Origin of the sequence: Psychrobacillus sp. FSL K6-2836 (assembly GCF_038003085.1) — a bacterium.
Taxonomy (GTDB): domain Bacteria; phylum Bacillota; class Bacilli; order Bacillales_A; family Planococcaceae; genus Psychrobacillus.
On sequence record NZ_JBBOOM010000001.1, the window covers coordinates 1,568,102 to 1,589,797 of the forward strand.

21 protein-coding genes and 1 pseudogene are annotated in these 21,696 nt (G+C 33.7%); 5 read left to right on the forward strand and 17 right to left on the reverse strand.

What is annotated here, in order from left to right; translation table 11 throughout:
* Positions 1 to 277 precede the first annotated feature (277 nt).
* Positions 278 to 448: a hypothetical protein gene (locus tag MKY37_RS07225; protein ID WP_340775401.1), complete on the forward strand. Its 171-nt coding sequence runs from the start codon at positions 278 to 280 to the stop codon at positions 446 to 448.
* Positions 432 to 1,451 (forward strand): DUF2268 domain-containing putative Zn-dependent protease, encoded by a 1,020-nt coding sequence (locus tag MKY37_RS07230; protein ID WP_340775403.1) that lies wholly within the window; start codon positions 432 to 434, stop codon positions 1,449 to 1,451. Before MKY37_RS07225 ends, MKY37_RS07230 begins: the two co-directional genes overlap by 17 nt.
* Before the next feature lie 611 nt (positions 1,452 to 2,062).
* On the opposite strand, the gene MKY37_RS07235 is transcribed toward MKY37_RS07230, so the two are convergent.
* From MKY37_RS07235 to MKY37_RS07265, 7 genes are all read right to left on the reverse strand, one after another.
* Positions 2,063 to 2,479 carry a hypothetical protein gene (locus MKY37_RS07235; protein ID WP_340775405.1) on the reverse strand — a complete coding sequence of 139 codons (417 nt, stop codon included), beginning with the start codon at positions 2,477 to 2,479 and terminating at the stop codon, positions 2,063 to 2,065.
* Between the two features lie 800 nt (positions 2,480 to 3,279).
* Entirely contained in the window at positions 3,280 to 4,680 is a 1,401-nt protein-coding gene (locus tag MKY37_RS07240) for a right-handed parallel beta-helix repeat-containing protein (protein ID WP_340775407.1), read from the reverse strand.
* Positions 4,681 to 4,909: 229 nt separating this feature from the next.
* On the reverse strand, positions 4,910 to 5,110 hold the full coding sequence (locus tag MKY37_RS07245; RefSeq protein ID WP_340775409.1) for a hypothetical protein: 201 nt from the start codon (positions 5,108 to 5,110) through the stop codon (positions 4,910 to 4,912).
* Between the two features lie 810 nt (positions 5,111 to 5,920).
* Complete coding sequence (locus tag MKY37_RS07250) at positions 5,921 to 6,151, reverse strand: ATP-dependent Lon protease (RefSeq protein WP_340775411.1); 231 nt, start codon at positions 6,149 to 6,151, stop codon at positions 5,921 to 5,923.
* A gap of 144 nt (positions 6,152 to 6,295) precedes the next feature.
* Entirely contained in the window at positions 6,296 to 6,961 is a 666-nt protein-coding gene (locus tag MKY37_RS07255; RefSeq protein WP_340775413.1) for a hypothetical protein, read from the reverse strand.
* Between the two features lie 351 nt (positions 6,962 to 7,312).
* Positions 7,313 to 8,620 (reverse strand): hypothetical protein, encoded by a 1,308-nt coding sequence (locus tag MKY37_RS07260; protein WP_340775415.1) that lies wholly within the window; start codon positions 8,618 to 8,620, stop codon positions 7,313 to 7,315.
* Positions 8,613 to 9,131 (reverse strand): RNA polymerase sigma factor, encoded by a 519-nt coding sequence (locus MKY37_RS07265; RefSeq protein ID WP_340779857.1) that lies wholly within the window; start codon positions 9,129 to 9,131, stop codon positions 8,613 to 8,615. The genes MKY37_RS07260 and MKY37_RS07265 overlap by 8 nt, the downstream gene beginning before the upstream one ends.
* Before the next feature lie 344 nt (positions 9,132 to 9,475).
* Between MKY37_RS07265 and MKY37_RS07270 the strand changes: the two genes are divergently transcribed.
* The 3 genes and pseudogenes from MKY37_RS07270 to MKY37_RS07280 form a co-directional block, all read left to right on the forward strand.
* On the forward strand, positions 9,476 to 9,928 hold the full coding sequence (locus tag MKY37_RS07270; RefSeq protein ID WP_340775416.1) for a hypothetical protein: 453 nt from the start codon (positions 9,476 to 9,478) through the stop codon (positions 9,926 to 9,928).
* Between the two features lie 30 nt (positions 9,929 to 9,958).
* Positions 9,959 to 10,291: a hypothetical protein gene (locus tag MKY37_RS07275; RefSeq protein ID WP_340775417.1), complete on the forward strand. Its 333-nt coding sequence runs from the start codon at positions 9,959 to 9,961 to the stop codon at positions 10,289 to 10,291.
* A 122-nt stretch (positions 10,292 to 10,413) separates the two neighbouring features.
* A pseudogene (locus MKY37_RS07280) lies at positions 10,414 to 10,593 on the forward strand (EamA family transporter); the annotation flags it as partial.
* A 296-nt stretch (positions 10,594 to 10,889) separates the two neighbouring features.
* On the opposite strand, the gene MKY37_RS07285 reads toward MKY37_RS07280, so the two are convergent.
* The 10 genes from MKY37_RS07285 to MKY37_RS07330 all read right to left on the reverse strand — a co-directional run bounded on the left by MKY37_RS07285 (position 10,890) and on the right by MKY37_RS07330 (position 21,653).
* Positions 10,890 to 11,633, reverse strand: coding sequence for a hypothetical protein (locus MKY37_RS07285; protein ID WP_340775419.1), 744 nt, complete (start codon positions 11,631 to 11,633; stop codon positions 10,890 to 10,892).
* Positions 11,634 to 11,836: 203 nt separating this feature from the next.
* Positions 11,837 to 12,262, reverse strand: coding sequence for a 3-hydroxyacyl-ACP dehydratase FabZ (fabZ, locus tag MKY37_RS07290; RefSeq protein WP_340775421.1), 426 nt, complete (start codon positions 12,260 to 12,262; stop codon positions 11,837 to 11,839).
* A gap of 588 nt (positions 12,263 to 12,850) precedes the next feature.
* The gene (locus MKY37_RS07295) at positions 12,851 to 13,384 is read right to left on the reverse strand and encodes an AAA family ATPase (protein ID WP_340775423.1); all 534 of its coding nucleotides are present in this window, start codon (positions 13,382 to 13,384) and stop codon (positions 12,851 to 12,853) included.
* 209 nt (positions 13,385 to 13,593) lie between these two features.
* Complete coding sequence (locus MKY37_RS07300; RefSeq protein WP_340775425.1) at positions 13,594 to 14,445, reverse strand: GNAT family N-acetyltransferase; 852 nt, start codon at positions 14,443 to 14,445, stop codon at positions 13,594 to 13,596.
* 446 nt (positions 14,446 to 14,891) lie between these two features.
* Positions 14,892 to 14,978: a YjcZ family sporulation protein gene (locus tag MKY37_RS07305; RefSeq protein WP_340779858.1), complete on the reverse strand. Its 87-nt coding sequence runs from the start codon at positions 14,976 to 14,978 to the stop codon at positions 14,892 to 14,894.
* Positions 14,979 to 15,077: 99 nt separating this feature from the next.
* Positions 15,078 to 15,368 (reverse strand): hypothetical protein, encoded by a 291-nt coding sequence (locus tag MKY37_RS07310; protein ID WP_340775426.1) that lies wholly within the window; start codon positions 15,366 to 15,368, stop codon positions 15,078 to 15,080.
* A gap of 818 nt (positions 15,369 to 16,186) precedes the next feature.
* A complete protein-coding gene (locus MKY37_RS07315; protein WP_340775429.1) occupies positions 16,187 to 17,065 on the reverse strand; it encodes a GNAT family N-acetyltransferase in 879 nt (292 codons plus the stop codon).
* Positions 17,066 to 17,075: 10 nt separating this feature from the next.
* A complete protein-coding gene (locus MKY37_RS07320; protein ID WP_340779859.1) occupies positions 17,076 to 18,896 on the reverse strand; it encodes an ABC transporter ATP-binding protein in 1,821 nt (606 codons plus the stop codon).
* Complete coding sequence (locus tag MKY37_RS07325; protein WP_340775431.1) at positions 18,880 to 20,616, reverse strand: ABC transporter ATP-binding protein; 1,737 nt, start codon at positions 20,614 to 20,616, stop codon at positions 18,880 to 18,882. Before MKY37_RS07325 ends, MKY37_RS07320 begins: the two co-directional genes overlap by 17 nt.
* Before the next feature lie 107 nt (positions 20,617 to 20,723).
* The gene (locus tag MKY37_RS07330) at positions 20,724 to 21,653 is read right to left on the reverse strand and encodes a DMT family transporter (protein WP_340775433.1); all 930 of its coding nucleotides are present in this window, start codon (positions 21,651 to 21,653) and stop codon (positions 20,724 to 20,726) included.
* Positions 21,654 to 21,696 lie beyond the last annotated feature (43 nt).

Consider the following 21,696-nt stretch of genomic DNA (forward strand, 5'->3'; position numbering starts at 1 on the left):
TCACTACGATTTACTTTGATTTTAATAACTAATTATTCTCCCCTAATTCTGATTTTTAAATTGAAGAAGCAATATCAAAAACTACATACATTTCAGGAATTTCTTAACGTACCACAACAACAACTTCCCATAGCATAGTGATTTTTCAATAGTTGAGTCGTTGGTTTCTCGAAGAATTAGCTAATCCCTTATTCAACTAAACTGCTGCTTTAGTTTAATAAATGCTTTACTCCTTCTTGAAGTAAAGTGCATTATTTCACACAGGTTTTATTTGTAATTGGATAATAGTCTTCCTCTTCAAGAATCTCCCTTCCAACTATTCGAGCCAAAAATTACGTTTTGTTTAATGTTATTAAAATTAATGGAACTTTTAGGCAAAATGGAACGTAAAGGAAATAATAGATTAATTATTAAAAACGGAGTTGAAGTGAATGATTATCGCAAATAAAGTTATAATTTCTCTTGGTATGCTTCTATTTATTTTTACTTTATCAGCCTGTAAGCAAACAGAACAACCTTACGAACCTGTAAATTTGGAAAATGAACTATCTCACGAGAAAATAACTTTAGAAAATGAGCAACAAAATATAACCTATTCTTTTAAAAATACCAAAACAGGGCAGGAATTTAATATAATTCATGCTTACATGCTATATGAAAAATATTTTGAAACAGTAAAGAATAATCCTGATGAATCCCCATACGAATTATATCAACAAGGGATTATCGAACCTGTGTACGATGCATGTTTTAAAGATGCGGAGTATTATAAATTTAGTTTGTTTCAATGGACACCGGAAGAAAGTGAATTTAATAGTATCTTAAATCAAATTGAATCAATGGATAAAGAACATATGAACAAGTTAATTGAGGAATCCCTTGTTAAATCCTCAGATATACTTTCATCAGATAAAAAAACAACAGTATGTGTGTTTCCTGAAAATGAAAAATTTCCTTCTGACATGATAACATTTGGAACAGGAAAAATTACAGTCTTTCTCAGTGAGCTTAATAATTATTTTAAATTGAGTGAACTTGATAATTATAATAAATCAGGTATTTCTCATGAATATCATCATAGTGTTTGGTTTGAAAAACATTATACGGAAGATTATTTCATGACAGTTTTAGATAATATAATTTTGGAAGGGTCTGCAGTGATGTTTGAAACCTTCGTGTACCCCGAAATAAATAGTACTGATTATGTGCTTGACGAAAGCTTTAACAAAGAATATTGGAGTATGATTGAAACATATCTTGAGAGCAGTGGAACCAATGAATTTATATTAGGTGGCTCTAAGGGTTTGCCTGATTATTATGGCTATAGTGAAGGCTATAAAATGATTAGGTCTTACTTAAACTTGCATCCCGATGCGACAGTAGAAGAATGGACTTCCAAAAGTCCGAGAGAAATTTTTGAAGAAGGAAATTACATGGCTAATTATGAGTAGTTTTCTTTATGAATGCTCTACAAAACTTTATGTATCCTTTTCTACATGTTAGAAAAGGATTTTTTTGTTCTGGTTTTAACATAAATATCCCAGTTGAAGTGAATTTAATTTAACAGATTTAGGGTGCAAGTCACCATACCATTTCACTATAAATCAACCTTTACCTTTAACATAGCCTAAGAAAAAAGGCTTTACCCCACTCTTGAAGTAAAGCACCCGTTAGCCATCCATGTAGCGCAAAATCAGCGCTACACCACAGAGAATGAAAATGTAAAAAACGGGTATAGGATACTATGGCTGGCGAAGAAGGTCGATCAACTATGGTGCCATTGAGCCCATCCGTTAGTCTGACTCCAACGACCACGGTGCATCACAGACTGTCGCACTCTATACGAGTAGCACTCATGGGAGATTAATCCTACTCTGGTTTTTGCACCAGCCTGCCTTTATTTTAACAAGAATGGAGTTGATTCTTGATTTAATTTTCAGCTTAATATAATCATTCTGAAGGCTCAGCCTTTTTTTAAAAAAGCAATTTCTGAGTCTCTTTTGTTATGCAATTTTATAGATATTGAGCATTTTTTAATTTTCATGGGAGTTGGTATTCCATTTTAATTCTCCTCAGAATATTCTTGTGTGTAATACTCGACACCTTCTGGGTCCTCGATAATTCTTAATCCTACCTTTTCAAACTCTAACTTAATATTTTCGTCAAGAGTTACATAGTATTTAGAACCATCTGTCTTAATCGTGGCGTCTTTATAAACTTTATTAAATTGTTGGGTAAGTGGAATATTTTCTTTTTCAAGAACTTTATCAATATTGCTTTTTCTGTGACTCTTTCCCCTCTGAACATGACTACTAATCCTTATTCCTTCTTCTGATAAAACAATGATTTGATTAGAATTATTTATAAACCCTGAGTTTTCAAAATCTGAGACATATGCTTTTAATTCATCATTCTTGGAACTATCAGTACAAGCAACTAAAAGTAAAGCTGAGAAAAACATTAACATCATCTTTTTCATCACAATTCCTCCTTCTAAAATATATACAGATTAAAAAACGGAAAGGTTTCAAAAAATTAGGAATTATATGAAATCTGTTCTCCAACTAAGAATTATTTTTAAATTTGAACTTTCAGAAATACCGCTTATTCAACTAAACTGCTTCTTTAGTTCATTATGAAAAAAGAGCTGCCTAAGCAACCCCATGATCTTTACTAAAGCACCCGTTACTTTAAGTACATTATTTTACAAACTTTTATATCCAACATGTTGTATTGGATATTATAAAATCAATCATCAAAAAATAAATAATTTATACAAAATATGAAAACATGTTTTGAATTCTTTAATAGAGAAGGTGATTTCTTGCATTGAAAAAAGTATTGGATTCTACTGCCGCCATTTTTATTAGTATTGTTATATACTCTTATTAATTATCCTGAAAGAATAGTTATAGGTTCTTATGTGCTTGTCCTGTTTTGGGTCTCTTATTACGGATGGATCTTCGTTGAAAAGAACCTAAAACAAAAAGAAAGAAAATGATTCATTCTTTATAAACTCTGTTGGTAGTTAGGATAGAAAAAAGTTACACCCTGGCCTTTTAAGAAAGCCAGGGTGTTTTTAATTTAAACGTAACAAAATAGCATTTATGTTACGTTCAGTATCTTAAATAACCGTCTTTTCATCTTTGGATATTACTAAAATTTTGCCTCTGTCAAGTTGTTGTTCATTAGCCACAGCCCCAAAAAATAATCATAGAAATCATACCTATGATGGTTTTCTGTCTACTTTGTAAACCCATCGCATGATTGACAAGGAAATTATCGCGTTTTAGCGTCCGATCGGAAGTCGCATTTGCTTTCATTCACGAACTTAGGTTTCTTAAAAACACTGTTTCCATCTTGGAGGCTTTTCTTTTTATAGGCAGAGAATCCGGTGATTTCTTCTGCTTCCCATATCCAGCGCGTCTCTTCCTCTCCCTTATCTAGGTAATAGACATTGTTGTCTATTTTGTTATCGTCGTTTTGCTTGAAAGGGCTGCTGATAAGGAGGCGGGAATTTCCAGCGACCATGGTGTTGTTTTCAATTCTATTTTGTTTGGTATTGTATTGGAGGAGCAACTGTCCGCCATCCTGATATTTTGTATCATTTTTATACAGGATGTTATCGGTAATGATGCTGTTTATGGTGCTTCCTCTTTCACTGTCATAGCCTCCTATTGCAATACCTGCACTCCTATTTTCATAAATCGTATTTTTTCGTATGGTTATAGAACTTGTGAATTTGCCCGCATGTTCGCTAGCTGCTTCTATTCCTATATCGTTTTTATAAACCCTATTATTTTCGATAATAATCTCTTTTCCACCATCGACATAGATCCCACCAGCCGAATAATGGTTTCCGTAGGCTGGATTTCCGTAACTGGATATTTGATAGACCGTATTGTTGCTGATGGTTCCGTTTCTTGCCTGATCAAACGCTTCAACAGGGGATACGCCTTCAAATCCGATGATATCGATTCCTATATTATCGTTTCGTCTTAAGATATTGTCTGTAACCTTGAAGTTCGATACATTCCCGTTTAACACGAGCGTTTCACTTGCGCCCAGCCTCATATCTTCTAGTTTGTTGCCCGAAATGAAAATATCTTCAATCGCTTCAGGTGCTTCTGTTCCATATACAGCAATCCCATGAGCGTTCCCATTTTTATGATGCGTTTCGATATGGTGAACATGGTTCCGCAAAATACGGATTCCTTCTCCGCTCCCGCTTACTGAGATGCCGATTGGCACTAAATCTTCGTGTTTTATTTTGTGATTTTTGATTTCAAATCCTTCGATGTTGACATAGCTTACGTCATGTATTGAGACTAAGCCTTGATAGTCCCATGACACCTTAAGGCCGCTCCCATCGATGGTCGCTTTTTCCTTTGGATAAGCCTTAATGATGATCGGGGAATCTTTTAGGCCAGATTTCCGTATGACCACTTGTTCTTTGTAGATACCTTTTCTTACGTAAACAGTTGTACCAGGTTCCGCCAAATCGACCGCTTGTTGTATGGTTTTTAAAGGCTTTTTCTTGCTTCCCGCATTTTTGTCATTCCCAACCGGAGACACGTACAACTCGTTTTTCTGAGCGGCTTGTCCAGCATTTCCATGTAGGACCATCCCGATAGAAAATGCGATCAAAAGAGACATCACAGCACTCACTTTTTTGTTCATATTCGTTCCCTCCTTGAAAACCCTCTAAAAACGTCTGTTCTTTTATTTTGATTATAACCGAACAGACGTAATAGACGTACTTTTTTATTAACTTTATTATTCTTGAACAACAGCCTTCTCTTAACTGTGCGTAAGTAACCGATAAACGTTGATGTAGCGTAGCTTCCACCTAAATATAAATTGACAAAAGATAGGGTATGAACAGCCCAAAAACGCGTTTCTCCATACCCTAAATCTCTTTTTGTCTACAAATAATTGTGTATTCTTCTCCAAATTCTATATCTCCAAAACCGCCACACAAAATATTATTAAACGCATCTAGACTTTCGTTCCATTCATATTTCCCAGAGGGAACTACATTCAAAAACTCCTTAAAAAACCCCTTGAAATTAGAAAACTTCTCTCCATCAATAATGAAAACTTTGTTCATACTGGCACCTCTAACCACACTATTTTTTTGTTTTATCATAGTACCTTATTCAACTAACCTGCTTCGTTAGTTCAATAAGAAAAAAGACTTTACTCCTTCTTGAAGTAAAGCACCCGTTAGTTCAGCCGACCAAACTACTTGTTGCAACATTCCTCAACTCCTTTCACTACTAACACACTTGAAGATACCAAATGGTGACTTTTTGTTTTAGAAAAAACACATCCTAATCAATATGTACCCTGTTCAGTACAGTGATGGAACAACAAATATTCGAAATCGCACTCAAATCAGGAAAATATTAGCACAACGACTGACATAAATAACAATAATTTTTACATAAAGAAGTGCTTAGTTCATTGGAAAACTAAGCACTTCTTTATTATTTCGGTATTCAAATATTCAACAAATGCACCCGTTAGCCATCCATGAAGCGCAAAATCAGCGCTTCACTACAGAGAATGAAAATGTGAAAAACGGGTATAGGGTACTACGGCTGGCGAAGAAGGTCGATCAACTATGGTGCCATTGAGCCCATCCGTTAGTCTGACTCCGACGACCACGGTGCATCACAGACTGTCGCACTCTATACGAGTAGCACTCATGGGAGATTAATCCTACTCTGGTTATTGCACCAGCCTGCCTTTATTCTTACAAGAATGGAGTTGATTCTTGATTTACCTTTCAACTTAATATAACCACTCTAAAGGCTCAGCCTTTTTTTAAAAAAGCTATTTCTGAGTCTCTTTTGTTATGCAATTTTGTGATTTTGAGCATTTTTTAATTTTCATGGGAGTTGAAAATCGTCATACATTAATTTTCTGTTTCTTTTTGGTCTCTCTCTTTTATATATCTTTCGTACGTTTCTTTCACCCTGTCATTGCTATTGGCTGGTACTACTTGTTTATGGATCTCATTAATTAATATAAATGACCTAAAAATGACTCCGATAATAATTGCACATAAGATATAGATTCCAATGGTACCGAGGAAAACCAAAATACCTAAAAGACCAGCTAATAGGAAGGATAACAATAACTTCACAAAACTCCCCCTTAATCTGCCTACCTGTATTCCACAAAGAACCATCTAGCAGCTCAACGATCTTTCACTAAAGCACCTCGATGGCTTAATAATGATGCTCTTTACAACCATCACAATCAACTTTGTGATAGATGTATATTCCTCTTATACAACTTCTTCATTTTCCTTTTCTTGAATACATTCATTAACCAATACCAACAAAAGTTTATTTCTATCAATAGTTTTACTAATAAAGTCTATTACTCTCATTAAGCCCACAAAAAAAACTAACAATAAAATATAACTAATAATAAACTTCCAAACACTCCAATTTGTAAAATTTAAAGTAGTAATAAGAGATGAAGTTATAACAGCAATTAATATTGTTTGCATTGAACCTAAGAGCGATGTTAGTCGAGGACTAGATGTCTCAAGTTCAAGAAAAGTTCTAAATCCATTCAGGTCACTTTGCTCAGGCAAATCCCGTAATATTTTTTCTTTAATACGATTGCAATTTTCTACAAACTTATTATGCTCAAAATTTTTAATACTAGAAAATTCTTCATAAAACATTATTGGTGCTTGAGGATTACCCATCCATTGGTAAAAGTTATATTTTTCTGCTGTATGTTTATCATACCAACTAAAAAACTTATTAAAAGAAAAATTAGTAATGAATATTAAAAGATTAACTATTAGAAAAAAAGTAAAACAGATCAAAATCAATTCTTTAATATTTTCAGCTTTTAAGTACAAATCTAGCACATTAAATACCAAATAAAATAATAAAAGCATATTTAAGATTAGATATTGGTATCTTTTTTTTATCAAAAATCTTTCCCCCTCTTCCCGCTTAATGCCAAAAACTTTTCTTAATGGAAGTTATCTTATGTATCTCTTATAAGGCAACTAAAAAGCATGAATAACTTATTTTTTATTAGAAACACCCTTTCATAAGATAATTCTATTTTCTTCAACTAACATAACGCTTTACTCTAATACGTTCACAAGAAAAAAAGGGTTCCAATTTTATATAAATTTTCTATTTTGCTTATTGAACTAAACTGTTGCTTTAGTTCAATAAGAAAAAGCTACCCTAAGGTAGCCACTTGTTTAACTAAAGCACCCGTTAGTTGAACAAAAGTTACAATTTCTTATGTTATTAATGTTTGTTCATCATTGTTAGATATCAAGGTCGATTCCATTAATACTAATGGATTTAACCTCCTCAACATTTAAAGGTTCATCCGTTAAGAGTTTAAGTTTTATTTGCCCTTTGTCTGCAATGGAGATTAAGTGAGTCAATTTTTGTGTACGACCATCTTTCATACTGATCGTTGCCGTCATTTCTGTTGAATTTTCCACTTCTCCAATACCTTTTATCGTTAATCCTAGTGGAGAAATAGTGACTTCTTGTGATTGCCAGTTATCGAAATTATATAAGAAATCAACTATTTTACTTTCATGCACATCACTTAATTTAAATGTCGTTTGCCAATTACCACTTACGGAGTTACCACTCGTTGTAAAGTCTCCACTTAATTCATAATTCTCAACATTGATAGCCTCCACATCAAAAACATATTCTTGATAGTTATTTCCATATACAAGTTTCCCACTATTGTCTTTACCGAATGAAATACTCGACGGATAAATCTTTTCTCCTGCTGTATTCATAAGAAAAAAGCTCCCATGATTATCTTTATCATTATCTATCCATTTTGTTAGAATGTGAAGTTTGTTCTGTATAAATCCAACATTCCTAACTTCCATAAAATCAATAGCTGGTATTTTAATATTTAAGTGGTTATCTAGGAGAATTTTAAAGCTCTCTTGATCTTTAACATTTGAATACAGTTTTCCTCCCATTCCTGATATGAAATCTCTATGAAGTTCAATAGATTTTTTGTCTTCAACGCTTTTTAGATCGATATTTACTTTAGTTTGCTCAAAAACTTGTTTATCACTTAAAAATGAGCGTACTTGAAATTTCAATTTTTTATTACTTAATTTTTCTCCAGCACTTGCTAGAAAACGCACTGTTGCCGTTTTCGTTTTATCATCGAATGCAACAACTTCACTTGTAAATGAGTGTCCACCCGATATAAAGTAATCATAAATATCTAATGTTTCATCGATACGTTCGCCTTTCAAATCCTGCATTGTGACATAAACAACTGCCGTATCATCATCGTTCATTGCAGCCACCACTTCCATGTTAATCCCCTCATCCGTACTACTTAATTCAATCGGTTGAAGTAGCAATGCGATTTCTGGGCTAACCTTTGCTACTAGCTCGTTCATACTTGTCGAAGTAGCTGCAGCCACTCCTACAGAAAATACAAGGAATAGGGACGCAATAACTGGGACTATAATTATTTTTTTTGTCTTTCTTTTTCGTAATTTCGCCTGCTGTACTCCTAGTTTAGATCGGTTATGTAAATCACTAGGTAGCTCAATTGATTCGATTGCTCTTCGAATTCTATTCATAAAAATCTCCTTCCTCCACTTGTAATCGTAACTTTTGGATCGCCCTATATAAAACAGATTTTGCTGTACCTAGAGGAATATGTAATGACTCCGAAATATCCTTAAATGAATATCCCTCGAAATACTTTAAAATCACGACGCCTTTTTCCTCTTCACTTAACTTATCTAACATTTGCTGTAGTAAAATTGAAGTGGCTACATCTGTTGCATTTGAAGGAACTTCATTAAGCATTTCAAATGTAAGTGGCACAACCTTCTTATGTTGTTTTATAAAATTGAGTGAGCAACTAATCGTAATTTTAATAAGCCAGGTTTTAAAATAAGCTGGTTCTTTTAATGTATCGATTTTATCAAAAGATTTAAATGCTACTTCTTGGACAATATCTAATGCGTCTTCCTGATTTTTCACATATATAAAGGCCATTCGATAAATATCACCCTCATATGCTTGAAAAACTTTTAAAAAGGCTTTTTCATTCCCTTTTTGAGCCTTTTTTACTAAACGTATAATCTTAGTTCATCCTCTCTATTTTGTCTTACATCTATTAGACAATTAAAAGTTCAGTTTGGCTTAAACTTTTATAAGTTTTTTCAATGAAAATAAAAAATCGTCTTCAAAAGACGATTTAATGAAAGTCACTTTATGTTTTGAAATACCCTTATTCATTATCTCCTTCTTCAACTAAACTGCTTCGTTAGTTTAAGTGAACACTTTCACAAACTAATATTATTTTTTCATAAATACACAGAAACCCATTCTCCACATTCATCAATGATTAATCAACCTTGTTCCTTTAAAAGGTATTTACAACTAGTGGTATTATGGATGAACTCTCGACTGACAATGTGGGAAATATGATTCTACTAAATGATGATGTAAATTATTTAATGGACAGTTATAATGTAGATGGTGAGTTTCTTAAACTTTTGAATGCTATTATGGATGATGCAAATGCTAAAGGACTAACAAAGGGATTAGTTAATGATGATTTTGTTTCAATTCCAACTCCTGGAGAAAGTAGCGTTATTACCAAGGAGTTATCAGGTGATACTACTGTCAACCTGATGGCTACAGTAAAAGACTGGAAGGTCTATTTTTCTCTTGATGAAGTAGAAATGTACTTTTTTGCTGCCGCTGCTACCGGACCTGTTGCAACAACTATTTCCCTTGTTTTAACTATTATTGGAACTGCTACGTTAGTTAACTTATGTTACCTTATTACACAAGCAGTAGTTCAAAAGAAAGGTATTTACATTGGAATATCTTGGAATGGAGCATTTCCTAATTACGCACAAGGTACGTGGTAAGGCTTTCGCGAATGGAGGTTAGCAAGACAATTGGAAAATGCTCAAAAATTACTTAAACTTTCAAAATGGACATATGTAATGTTGTACTTCCCTTTATTGGGGTATACGTTAAATCCAGATTTATATTTCCTTTGGTTAATTTTGCTATTTATTGGCGGATTGCTTTTATTGTTTAAAAATAAGCTAATTCAGGGAAATATGAAAACAAAAATAACACTAATTGAAGCCTTTACTACGTTAGGATTAATCTTTTTGGTTTTTTCCAATTTGATGCCTATTATAAAACAATTAATACTATTAATTGTTGTTACAATTATCATTTATAGTCATACTAAATTAGTACTTGCTGGAAAATTAACATAACACACGTATGCTCGTTTCAAAGGGAAACCTCTAAAACGTGCTTTTTTTGTTTGCTTGTTGACAGAAAATACGCCCCTTACAATCGATTTTAAAATGCATACTTCTTCAATATTTGGTTTTAAAAAGCCCCTACTCATTATTCACAAATTGTTTTTACAACTTATTCTTCTATGATAGCTGTAATTTTATTGACGCCATTCGTTTTACCGAAGTTAAACGATTTAGACCTATCGCTTATTTTACAGCCGACGATTTCAGGAGGACTACTGTATTTAGGCGTCATTTCAACAGCTTGTGGTTTTTAATACAGAGACGCACTTTCTTTTTATTCATCTTCTTAATATGAATAATGTGTCAATTGCGAAATAAAAACTCCTATTATTCTTCAACTAAACTGTTTCGTTAGTTAAGTGTAACATTTCACAATGGATCGCCGAAATATACTTGTTGTTTGGACGTAAAAATAGACCCTCAAAATGATGGTCTTGTTTAACTAAAGCACCCCATTAGTTGAATAAGAGAAATTAATTTGGAAGCAAGTCTCATATTGGGCTTTCATTAACAAACTTAGATTGCCGAGTTAGCTGTAAATAACTAACTATCGAATTGAGCCTGAAAATTCACCCTGTTTACTATTTAACTTCTTCACAAATTCACTATCATCCCAAATATTAGGGTTGTCAATTGTTAAATTTTCTCCACGTACCATGAAATCATAACTATCTTTTGCACCCGTATACCAATCAACGATGACTAACTTGCCGTTTACATTCCGTACGAGAAATTCAGTGGGTTCACCATAACTACCAATAGTCTTTTTAATTTCCGCAGGTAAATTTAAATAGAGAAAACCCCCATCTACGTCATCAGTATACTCCACTTCCCGAGTGCCAATATCAACACTCTTCACCAAATTATCAGTAAGATTATGCGTTAAGTACAAGTCAAATTGGTATCGAATCTTATTTTGCGTATACTGTTTAAGGTTTTCGTTAAATGCACCCAATTCAATATCCGAGCCGTTCCAGACCGCTTTATAATAGTCAGTTAGCACTCTCACACACATTTCATAAGCCGTTTCAGAATCCTGAATAGATAGTCCCACTTCATTTTTAGCTACATATTCGGGGGAATCCTGTAATACATTCCGTTCAGTGCTGAGCGTAATTTCATTGTTAATAGCACTATCTTCGCTGCTTTCTTCCGAGACAACACTTTCAGGTTCTTCGTCAATTAATTTTTCTGTATTTTGTTTACTTACTGTATTATCCATTGTTGTACTACATCCACTTAAAGTAATAAGGAGACCAAAAATTAACATTATCTTCAGGCGTGCTTTCATAGAACACTCTCCCAGTTTTTTATGAATTAGACGATGTATATATAACAATGTTACATATTTAACTAAACTCCTTACTTTAGTTAAATATGAAAAATACTTTAATCCTTCTTGAAGTAAGGCAACTCGTTAGTTGAATAAGCTTTTTGTAAATTGCTCGTATCCCTCATTCAAGACTCTGAATAACATTTTTTAATTTAGCGATTTTAATCACCAAACGCAAATGTTATTTCTGTTTCGCAAACTAATGTCCCATCAACCGTAGCTATACCTTTACCTTTACCAATAGGTCCTTTTAATCGAGTGATTTCAACCTCAAGACGGAGTTGGTCTCCTGGTTTAACTTGCTGTTTAAAACGACATTTATCTATTCCTACTAATAACCCTAATCGACCTTCATTTCCTTCTTTAGTTAACATCACAACTGCACTCACTTGAGCTAATGCCTCAACAATTAATACACCTGGCATAACAGGGTAGTTGGGAAAATGCCCGTTAAAAAAGTCCTCATTTGCTGTCACATTTTTTATACCAACCGCTCTTTTTCCTTCTTCTATTTCCAAAATCCTATCCACTAATAGAAATGGATATCGGTGTCTAATTATTTCCTTAATTTTTTGAGTATCTAACATCATTCAAACCCCCATAACAATATTATTAAGACTATTAAATTAATTTTATCACTTGCTATTAATAGTTGATACTATAAAACAGAGCTTCTTCAACTAAACTGCCGCGTTACTACAATAAGAAAAAAGGCTTTACTCCATCTTGAAGTAAAGCCCCCGTTAGTAGAACAAGCACATTTATTAAATATGGATAAACAACGTACCATCTGATTTAATCGTGACCAAAGGACGTTCAGGTATGTTCTCTTCAGTTAGAAAGATTTCTTTACCAAGAATGCTTGATAGCTTACTCATAAATTCAAATACAGCATTAGCTTCATAGCAGCACCATTAATATCAATAGATAATAAGATGCTATGGAACTCTTTATCTTCAAACAATTTGTCAACATTTGTTATTTCATTCACTGTTAACCTTATTCCCTCTTTACTACATCTTTCACTAAACTGCCCTTTATGTTTAAGTGTAACATTTCATAATAGATATCTGAGATTTACTTGATGTTTTGGTTATAAAAATAGACCATCAAAATGATGGCCATGGTTAGCTAAAGCACGCGTTAGTTGAATAGGTGCATTTTATATATTTTACTTAAACTAATTTAATGATTTTTTCAATAACTGTTTGAACTTCGGTTTCATTACTAATAGTGAATAGTATGTCCACTTCATCTTTATTAGGAGAAATAAAACCCTCATTTTCTGTTTGTTTCAGCTGAATTTTTAATACTTCGTCATAGTTTGAAACGTTTCTAAGGATTATTGTATCACGATGACTATTTATAATACGGTCTTTTAATATATCTATCGGTAAATCGAAATTAACAATAAGGGTATGAAAACCTACTTTTTTAAATTTTTCTATTAAGTTTAATCGAGGTTGTTTTTGTCGGTTAGAATTACATAAAATAATATGGTTATCGGTTTTATGAATAGCAAATTCTACAATTGTTTGCGAAAGAGCAAATTTTAAAATTTTCGGTCCTTTTTCTGGTAATAAGGACGGATAATGTTTCTCTAAAAATTCTCCTTGTACATCTTGGTCAATAACAACTGAATTAATTAATCTTTTTTCTAAAAGCTTAGCGAAAGTAGTTTTTCCACTATGTGTTGTCCCTACCGTCATTATTAGAAATCTCACCCTATGAACCCCTTTGAAATTTAATTTTTGTGAAAAACCATTATTTACACCTTCAATTTATTTGGAAAAGTAGGATATTCTTTATTCTTCTGTAAAAAAATTTTTCACCAAACTGCTTTTTTATTTTAATAAGAATAATAGGTTGCAGGAGAAACCTATTATCTTTTCCATTTCTTCTTCTCTTAAAAAAGTGTTCATAAAGTTCCGGAAATTACAACTGCATTGCAAGCTTTTTCATAGAACTCAAGTGGACCAGCTTCTCCAATAACAGCATATTCATACCCTATTTCCTTCATCTCATATAAACAATAATGAAGCAAAGTATATCCTATTCCTTGCATCCTATTTGATAAAGATGTACCCATTGGACCAAATAATCCTTTTTTTCTTCTCACTACATCAAAGCAGGCGAAACCTATAATCTCTTGCCTTTCTAAAGCTAAGAAAATAGGAACATCTTCTTGTAAAAATCCATTTTCAATTGATTCTATCCATCCCTTACCGAATTCTTTCTCTACAAATTTTTTTATGAGTGTAGCATCACTTTGCTTTGCTTTTCTAAAAGTTAAATTGTTTTTTAGAATTGTTGGAAACGAATAATCTTTTAAAGGAACAATCATATCTCTAGGGGATGACACGATTTCAACAATTCTAGTAACATCCAACCCATCAATTATCGCCTTCGTTTGAGGGTCGTAAATTTTAAAAATTCCCCCTACTATATGTCCTTCGTTTATATAAACTTGGTTGTACCTGTTCATTCGTTTATTTGCGTTCTCCAATACCATTTTCGTTGTTTGTGAAATTTTAATTGTAAAAGGTTCATAATTGATTCCTTCATCATTTTTATCAAGTTGCATTTTCTTTACTCTTTCATCTAATATCTTTGTAAGGCTAGGATAATTAATATAAAGTTCGGCACATACCCCTGTTCTTTCTAACAATACTCCCAATAGTAAATGAACTGGATAAACAATCATTGTTGTCCTTTCAGCTTCCATTTCTGCAAATTTCAGAATTCTTAAAGAACGTTCAGTATACCTCAATTAGCTTCCCCCTATGAATTTATATATATAAATTCATTATAGTAAGTGAAAATCCTCCTTTTAAAAAAAGAGGATTTAGATATTCTTGTTGAACTAAATTGCTGCTTTAGTTCAATAAGAAAAAAGGCTGTACTCCTTATTAATGTAAAGCATCCGTTAGTTGAATAACAATGTAAATAATTTTATAAAATCAGCCATTTAAAAGAGGTGAAAAATTATAAAAAGCATTTAATACATCATCACTTAATAGATGACCGTTTTTTAAGTTTTTAAAGTTTATGAGCAACTTATGGCGTATCAATTGTTTCAAGATCGTACATATGACAAGTTGGTAAGTCCCAAGAATTTTAAAGATAAATATATAACTTCACAATTTCCATAGAAAAAAGCTGATTTATAAATCAGCTTCTTTCTCATTTCTAACTACTTATATTTATTAATGTTTATTAAAATGATGCTCCAACAATAATTAACAAAATAAACAATACTACGATCAATACAAAGCTTGAACCGTATCTGCCGCTATTAGTCATAATTCACACTCCTTAAAGTAAATTTTGTAAGCTTACTTTATTAAACTATTCTTGTTAAACAGAAATAATATGGACAACTATCTTGCCAAACAAAAATAATTAAATTTTCTCTTCATTACTATCGGTATATATACGCCAAATAAATGTAGCAACCTTTATAATTTTCTCCATATCTAAGTCTAAATCTTTCAAAATATTAAAAAGTGATTCTGATGGTCGAGGATCTTTTCTGATTTCCAATAGAATTTCATTCAATAGTTCTTGTTGCTTTTCCATATTCTCATATAACTCTTCCATTGTTGATAATCTTTTATCTAATGCATTTAGTGTTTCATGTTTATCATGTTTGTTATGTTTGTTATGTTTGTTATGTTTACTGTTATTATCCATTTTCTCCCCTCCTTTGCTTAATAGTAATAAAATATATAAATAGTCAAATAGCGATAGGAAATTGTTTAAAATAGAGAATATTCTTTGTGATGAGGTACATAGAATATAGATGTTAATTTGGTTTCACTTACTCATTATATTTAGAATCTCTCACACTAACTGTACGTATGACCTTACTTGTACATAATAAAATTAATAAATTATATGTAACATTCATGTGTAGTTCACTATTTCAAATATAATTCCTACGAGAATTGTGTTAAAGACAAAAGTAGAAATACGTATTCTTGATAAAAAACATATAATCTAATTCGAAACTTTTAAATGGACCTGGAAAATATGGAATATATTTCTTAAAATTTATTTGAAAAATAGACTGGGACAGAAGTAGAAATTTTATTGGATAAGGAGAAAACTTTACCGAATAATAGATATTTATAAAATTGATTGAAATGGAGGGGCGACTCCTAAAGGAATAGCGTGACGCCTGAGACTACAGGCTCAGGCCAAATCCGTGGAAAGCATCCCTGGAATGGAGATCAATTTTGTGCACAGCAAAAAAACAGCATTTTTCTCACAGGGAAAAATGCTGTTTTGGGGTTCTATCCCAGCATCTTTTTTTCACTATTCCATCTAAAACTGATTATCAACTTTAGGTCCAATACAATGCATTATTTACGACTGGAAGTCGCCAAAAAAACGACACCCTTTTTTTGGGGGTGTGTAAATGGCCACTCTTTAACTATAATCAACCTTTGCCTTTAACAGAGACAAAAAAGCAGCGAACAAATCAACACACAATTTGTTCGCTGCTATCATTAAATTTCCAAGTTAAAATTTTTATAAAAATGGGTGTTACTCACTGTGGTAAATCCTGCTTTTTCATAAATGGATAGCGCCTGCTCATTGTCTATTTCTACATCCAAATAGACGGTTTCTTTCCCCATTCGATTCGCTTCGTTTTTACTCCAGTTCAGTAAGTATGTTGCCACACCTCTACCACGTACATTTTCATGAACAGCAAGCCCTGTCACCCATAACTTTTCACCGTCAGCAACTATAGTAACTGTTGCAACTACTTCGGCTTGTAGCTTGGCAATCATCAATTGACGACTTGGTGTTTGCATATTAAACGCGATTAACTCTTTAGCTTCTTCTTCCGTATCACCAAATGCGCTTACTAATACTCCAACGACTTCTGACTCCTCGTCGGTATAATGCGAAACTTTCACTTCACTATTTAATTTCACTTCTCTCGCATCAGCTACCATCGTTCTCTCCGAGTAGTCATAGGTATAGCCAAATTTGTGAAGAAGTTGCTGACCTGATTCCGAACCTTCAGGTAATAAAGCAATATCCGATACTACTCCTCTTAACTTTAAATTCCTATCTAATTCTATTACTAGTCGTTCACCTATCCCAAATCTTCGAACATTAGGCAGTACAACACTACTCCACTCAAAATCCAGTGTTGCTATTCGATCAATAGAGGTTAACACGCCTACTAATCGGTCGCTATCATCATCATAGGCCATTACACAAAAACCTTGTGTGAAAAAATCGGATAGCTCAGCCACGCTTAGAAGTGATGTATAATCCACTTTATCAACTGTTTCTGATTCAGCTATTAATTGCTTTATTTCTTCCATCGTCTCCTGGTCTAACGGAAAGGACACAGTCATTACAGATATATTCATTTATTTCTCCTTAAATCTTTGAATTCGTTAACATGCTATAATATTTACCTTTCTTTTGCAACAGCTCTTCCTGTGGACCAGACTCTATTAGTTTCCCGCTTTCCATCACGAATATTAAATCTGCTTGACGTATTGTATTTAATCGATGGGCTATTACAAAACTTGTTCTGCCTTCCATCAGTCGTTCAAGGGCCTCTTGAATTTTCATTTCTGTAACTGTATCTATGCTAGACGTTGCTTCATCTAACAACAGAATTGCTGGATCTGCAACGAGTGCTCTGGCAATGGATAATAATTGTTTTTGCCCTTGACTAATTTCCCCACCATCAGCCGATAAAATAGTGTCGTACTCATTTGGTAATTTCATGATGAAATCATGTGCATTAGCTTCTTTTGCAGCGTGGAGCACCTCTTCATCTGTGGCATTTAATTTGCCGTATCTAATATTTTCTCTTACCGTCATTTCAAACAAAAAGGGATCCTGTAAAACAAATGCCGTTTGGCTTCGTAGCGTATGTCTTGGCAACTTATCAATAGGAATACCATCAACTAATATACGTCCACCATTTACTTCATAAAAACGCGCAAGTAACTGCATTATCGTAGTTTTCCCTGCTCCTGTCGCACCAACTAATGCAGCTGTTTTTCCTGACTCCACATGAAAAGATACATCGGAAATCGTCGGAGACTCATCTTCTTTATTGTAATAAAATGTTACATCTTCAAATGTCACATTACCCTTTAGCTTATAATCTGCATTATCAACTGCATCATCTTCTTCAATAGGCTCATCCATAATAGCAAAAACACGTTCTGCCCCTGCAATTGCAGAAAGCACCGTATTAAATTGGTTTGCTAAATCATTCAATGGACGAGTAAACTGCCTTGAATACTCCGTGAAAATAACAATTTCTCCTATTGTCACATGTCCATAATACGCTAATAATCCACCTACTGCAGCTACAAGTGTAAAGCTAGTATTATTCAATAAGTTCATCACTTTTGGTATAAAACCAGAGTAAGTTAACGCCCAGAATCCAGTTAGTTTTAAACGTTCACTTTTAACGGCAAACTCTTCTTGCATGCGTCCTTCTTGTGAGAAGGCTTTTACAATTCGTTGACCAGAAATCGTTTCTTCAATCATCCCATTCAATTCACCAACTGCTTTTTGTTGTTCCTTGAACAATTTAGATGTTCTTTTCGTAATCCATCTCATCGCAAAATACATAAAGGGTACAATAATAAGCGTAACTAATGTCATAAGCGGACTCAGTAAAAGCATGACGACTGTAGTACCAACCAAGGTTAAAACACTTGAAAATACTTGGATAAGAGACGAGTTTAGTGTTTGACTTACGTTTTCAATGTCATTTGTCATGCGGCTCATTAACTCTCCGTGCTGCCGTTTATCAAAAAAGGACACGGGTAGCTTCTGCAAGTGCTCAAATAATCCTGTACGTAATCTATAAATTGTTTGCTGAGAAATACCAATCATCCAATAACTTTGCAAATAAGTAGCGAGAGAGAAAAACAAGTAAACGATGAGTAGTACACCAATTATTTTGGAAAGACCGACAAATATACTTTTGGAAATATGCTCATCTACAATAACTCCGATTAAATATGGACCAACTAATGCTAAGGCTGAGCTGACGATGACCATCAGCAGAACAATGATTAATAAAAACCGCTGTTCATCGACCAACTTCCATATTCTCTTTAAGACACCCTTCCAATCGGAAGCTTTATCGACTTTCTTTTTATGATCTTTCTTTAAATCTTCTTTAGTAATGATAGACTCATAGCCAAAAGGTTTACGAATGAACTTCATCATGCTCGCCCCCCTCCTGCTGCGATTCTGCAATAGCTTTATAAAGAGAAGAGTCCTTCATAAGCTCATCATGCGTGCCGTATGCAGAAACTTGACCTTCTTCTAATAACAAAATGTGATCCGCACCCTTTGCAGTTCGGATTTTCTGTGTAATAACAAGCATCGTTGCATTCTCTTCCTCTAACGCTTCCCATAATGCATTTTCTGTCGATACATCTAATGCACTTGTACTATCATCCAGTAATAATATTTCTGGTTTTCTCACGAGTGCACGTGCAATGGAGAGTCTCTGTTTTTGACCACCAGATAGATTGACTCCCTTTTGACCAACTCTCGTATTGTATTGGTCTGGGAATTGTTCAATAGAGTCATGAATTTGCGCTTGTTTTGCGGCTTCTCTTAATAACTCTTCTGTTGCAGTGGAATCTCCCCATCCTAAGTTTTCCTCTATACTTCCAGTAAAAAGAATAGATTGCTGAGGGACAAGTCCAATTATCTTTCTCAGTTCTTCCAGTGGCCATTCTTTGACATCGACTCCATCTATTAATATAGCTCCTTCTGTTGTATCGAAAAATCTTGGTATTAAGTTGAGAAGTGTCGATTTACCAGAGCCAGTTGCTCCCATAATCGCCAGCTTCGATCCCGGTTTAACCTTAAAGGTCACGTCTCTTAATACTGGCATATCGGTCGTGGGATAATGAAACGAAACATGCTGAAACTCAATTTCCCCTATCCTTGGAGCTGCCCCATCGGAATCTGTATTAATAATTTCAATTCCCTCCTCCACAAGGAGCACTTCCTCCATACGTTCAGAGGATGCTTTTGCTCTAGAGAAGAAAATAATAATGAAAGCAAACATGGAGAAGGCACCTGTCATACGCATTGCATAGTTAACGATAGCTACTAGCTCACCTAGTTCCACATCTCCTGTTTGAATTTCTTTTGCACCAAACCATAAAACTGCCAACAAGCTGACATTCATGACAAAAAGTAAAACAGGCAATATTAACTCCATGATTCGGAATGCTTTTACATTATCCATTTTTAGATCTGCTGCCACAGCTGCGAAGCGACTAGATTCAAAATGACCACGCAAATACGCTTTTATCAAACGTACTGCCTGTAAATTTTCCTGTATCTTTCTTGTGACTTGGTCCACCCTTTTTTGAACTTTCCCAAATAGCTTTAAACCATTCCGACTCATAATATAAAGGAACACTACTAAAAAAGGGGCACCAATTACTAGAAACATAGCCAAATATGGGTTCACTATAAAGGACATAATAATACTACCGACAACTAGTAAAGGTGCACGGAGCATAATACGTAATCCCATAAAAATTAGATTTTGTGTAATCGTCACATCAGTAGTTAAACGGGTGATTAAACTGGCGGTTGGAAACTTTAAAAAAGTAGCCATTGTAAAAGCCTGTACCTTTTTAAATAATGCCTGACGTATATCGAACCCATAGCTTTGTACAATGTGAGAGGCGATAAATGTATTAATAATTCCTGCTAAGAATGCCAAAAAGGAAATTCCAAGCATAATACTTCCCCAAAAAACAATAGCTTGCTGATCCCCTGCCAGAATCCCATCATCAATAATAACCGCGATTAGCAATGGTTGAACAAGCTCTACGGAAAGCTCCACTAACATAAACAATAAAGCGACGATGACCAACATTTTATATGGAGATAAATAAGAAAAAATTGTCTTCAAAATGGAACACCCCTAGATTCTTCGACACTCGAATTAATTCTTGTAAAATCTATTATGCCATAAACTCTTCTGAAGACATAGAAAAAGATGACTTAATATTTAGAAAGTCATCCTTTTCTTTTACGTATCCATTTAATATCCCCTGCAACAGATAGCCATGTGACAAATAGAAGCATAATAATAACCCCAATATATTGCCATACTCCAAGTATTTGGCTAAACCAAAATACCGAAATTATCATCGCCGTTAATGGCTCAATACTGGACAGTATACTTGTTTCTACTGCCGTAATGTATTTCATACTCGACAAAAACAATATAAATGCAATGGTTCCGATTAATATAATAATTACAACGATAAAGTTTATAGGATATGCGGCAAGATGAATCCATTCATCTGTTTTCCATATTTGGGTAACCAACGCTAGTACTACTCCTCCTATTAACATTCCCCAACCGACAATTACAAGAACACCCCATTCTTTCATCAGCCGAGCTGGATAGACGGTATATATAGAAAATGCTACTCCTACCGCCAAGCCCCATAGTAACGCTTCCCTACTTATTAACAATATGCTCACATTTGCATTCGTTAACAATAAAAACAAACCGAGTAATGTACCGATAATACCAATAACCTGATATTTAGGTGGAAACATTTTGTTCTTCCAGGATAAAAATAAAATAATATAAACAGGCCCTAAAAATTGTAGTAATGTAGCAATCGTTGCGTTACTAGCATCAATTGCTGCAACAAATGTATATTGTACACCCAACATTCCTAGTACGCCGAAAATAACTAATTGTTTAAGCCAACTAATATCTTTCCATATAAGAAAAATTTTATTACCAGTTATTAATAGAAAAAACAATATACATAATCCAGCTGTTAATAAGCGAACCGTTAAGAAAAAAGAAACAGATAAGCTTGTATTATTTAAAACCCATTCCATCATAGGTCCTGTTGCACCCCATAGAATAGATCCTATAACTATTAATAATATACCTTTGGACCTTACAAATTTACTTTTAGGCATTTTTCTCACCCACTTTCCGAAGTACTTTTTACCCACCTATTTA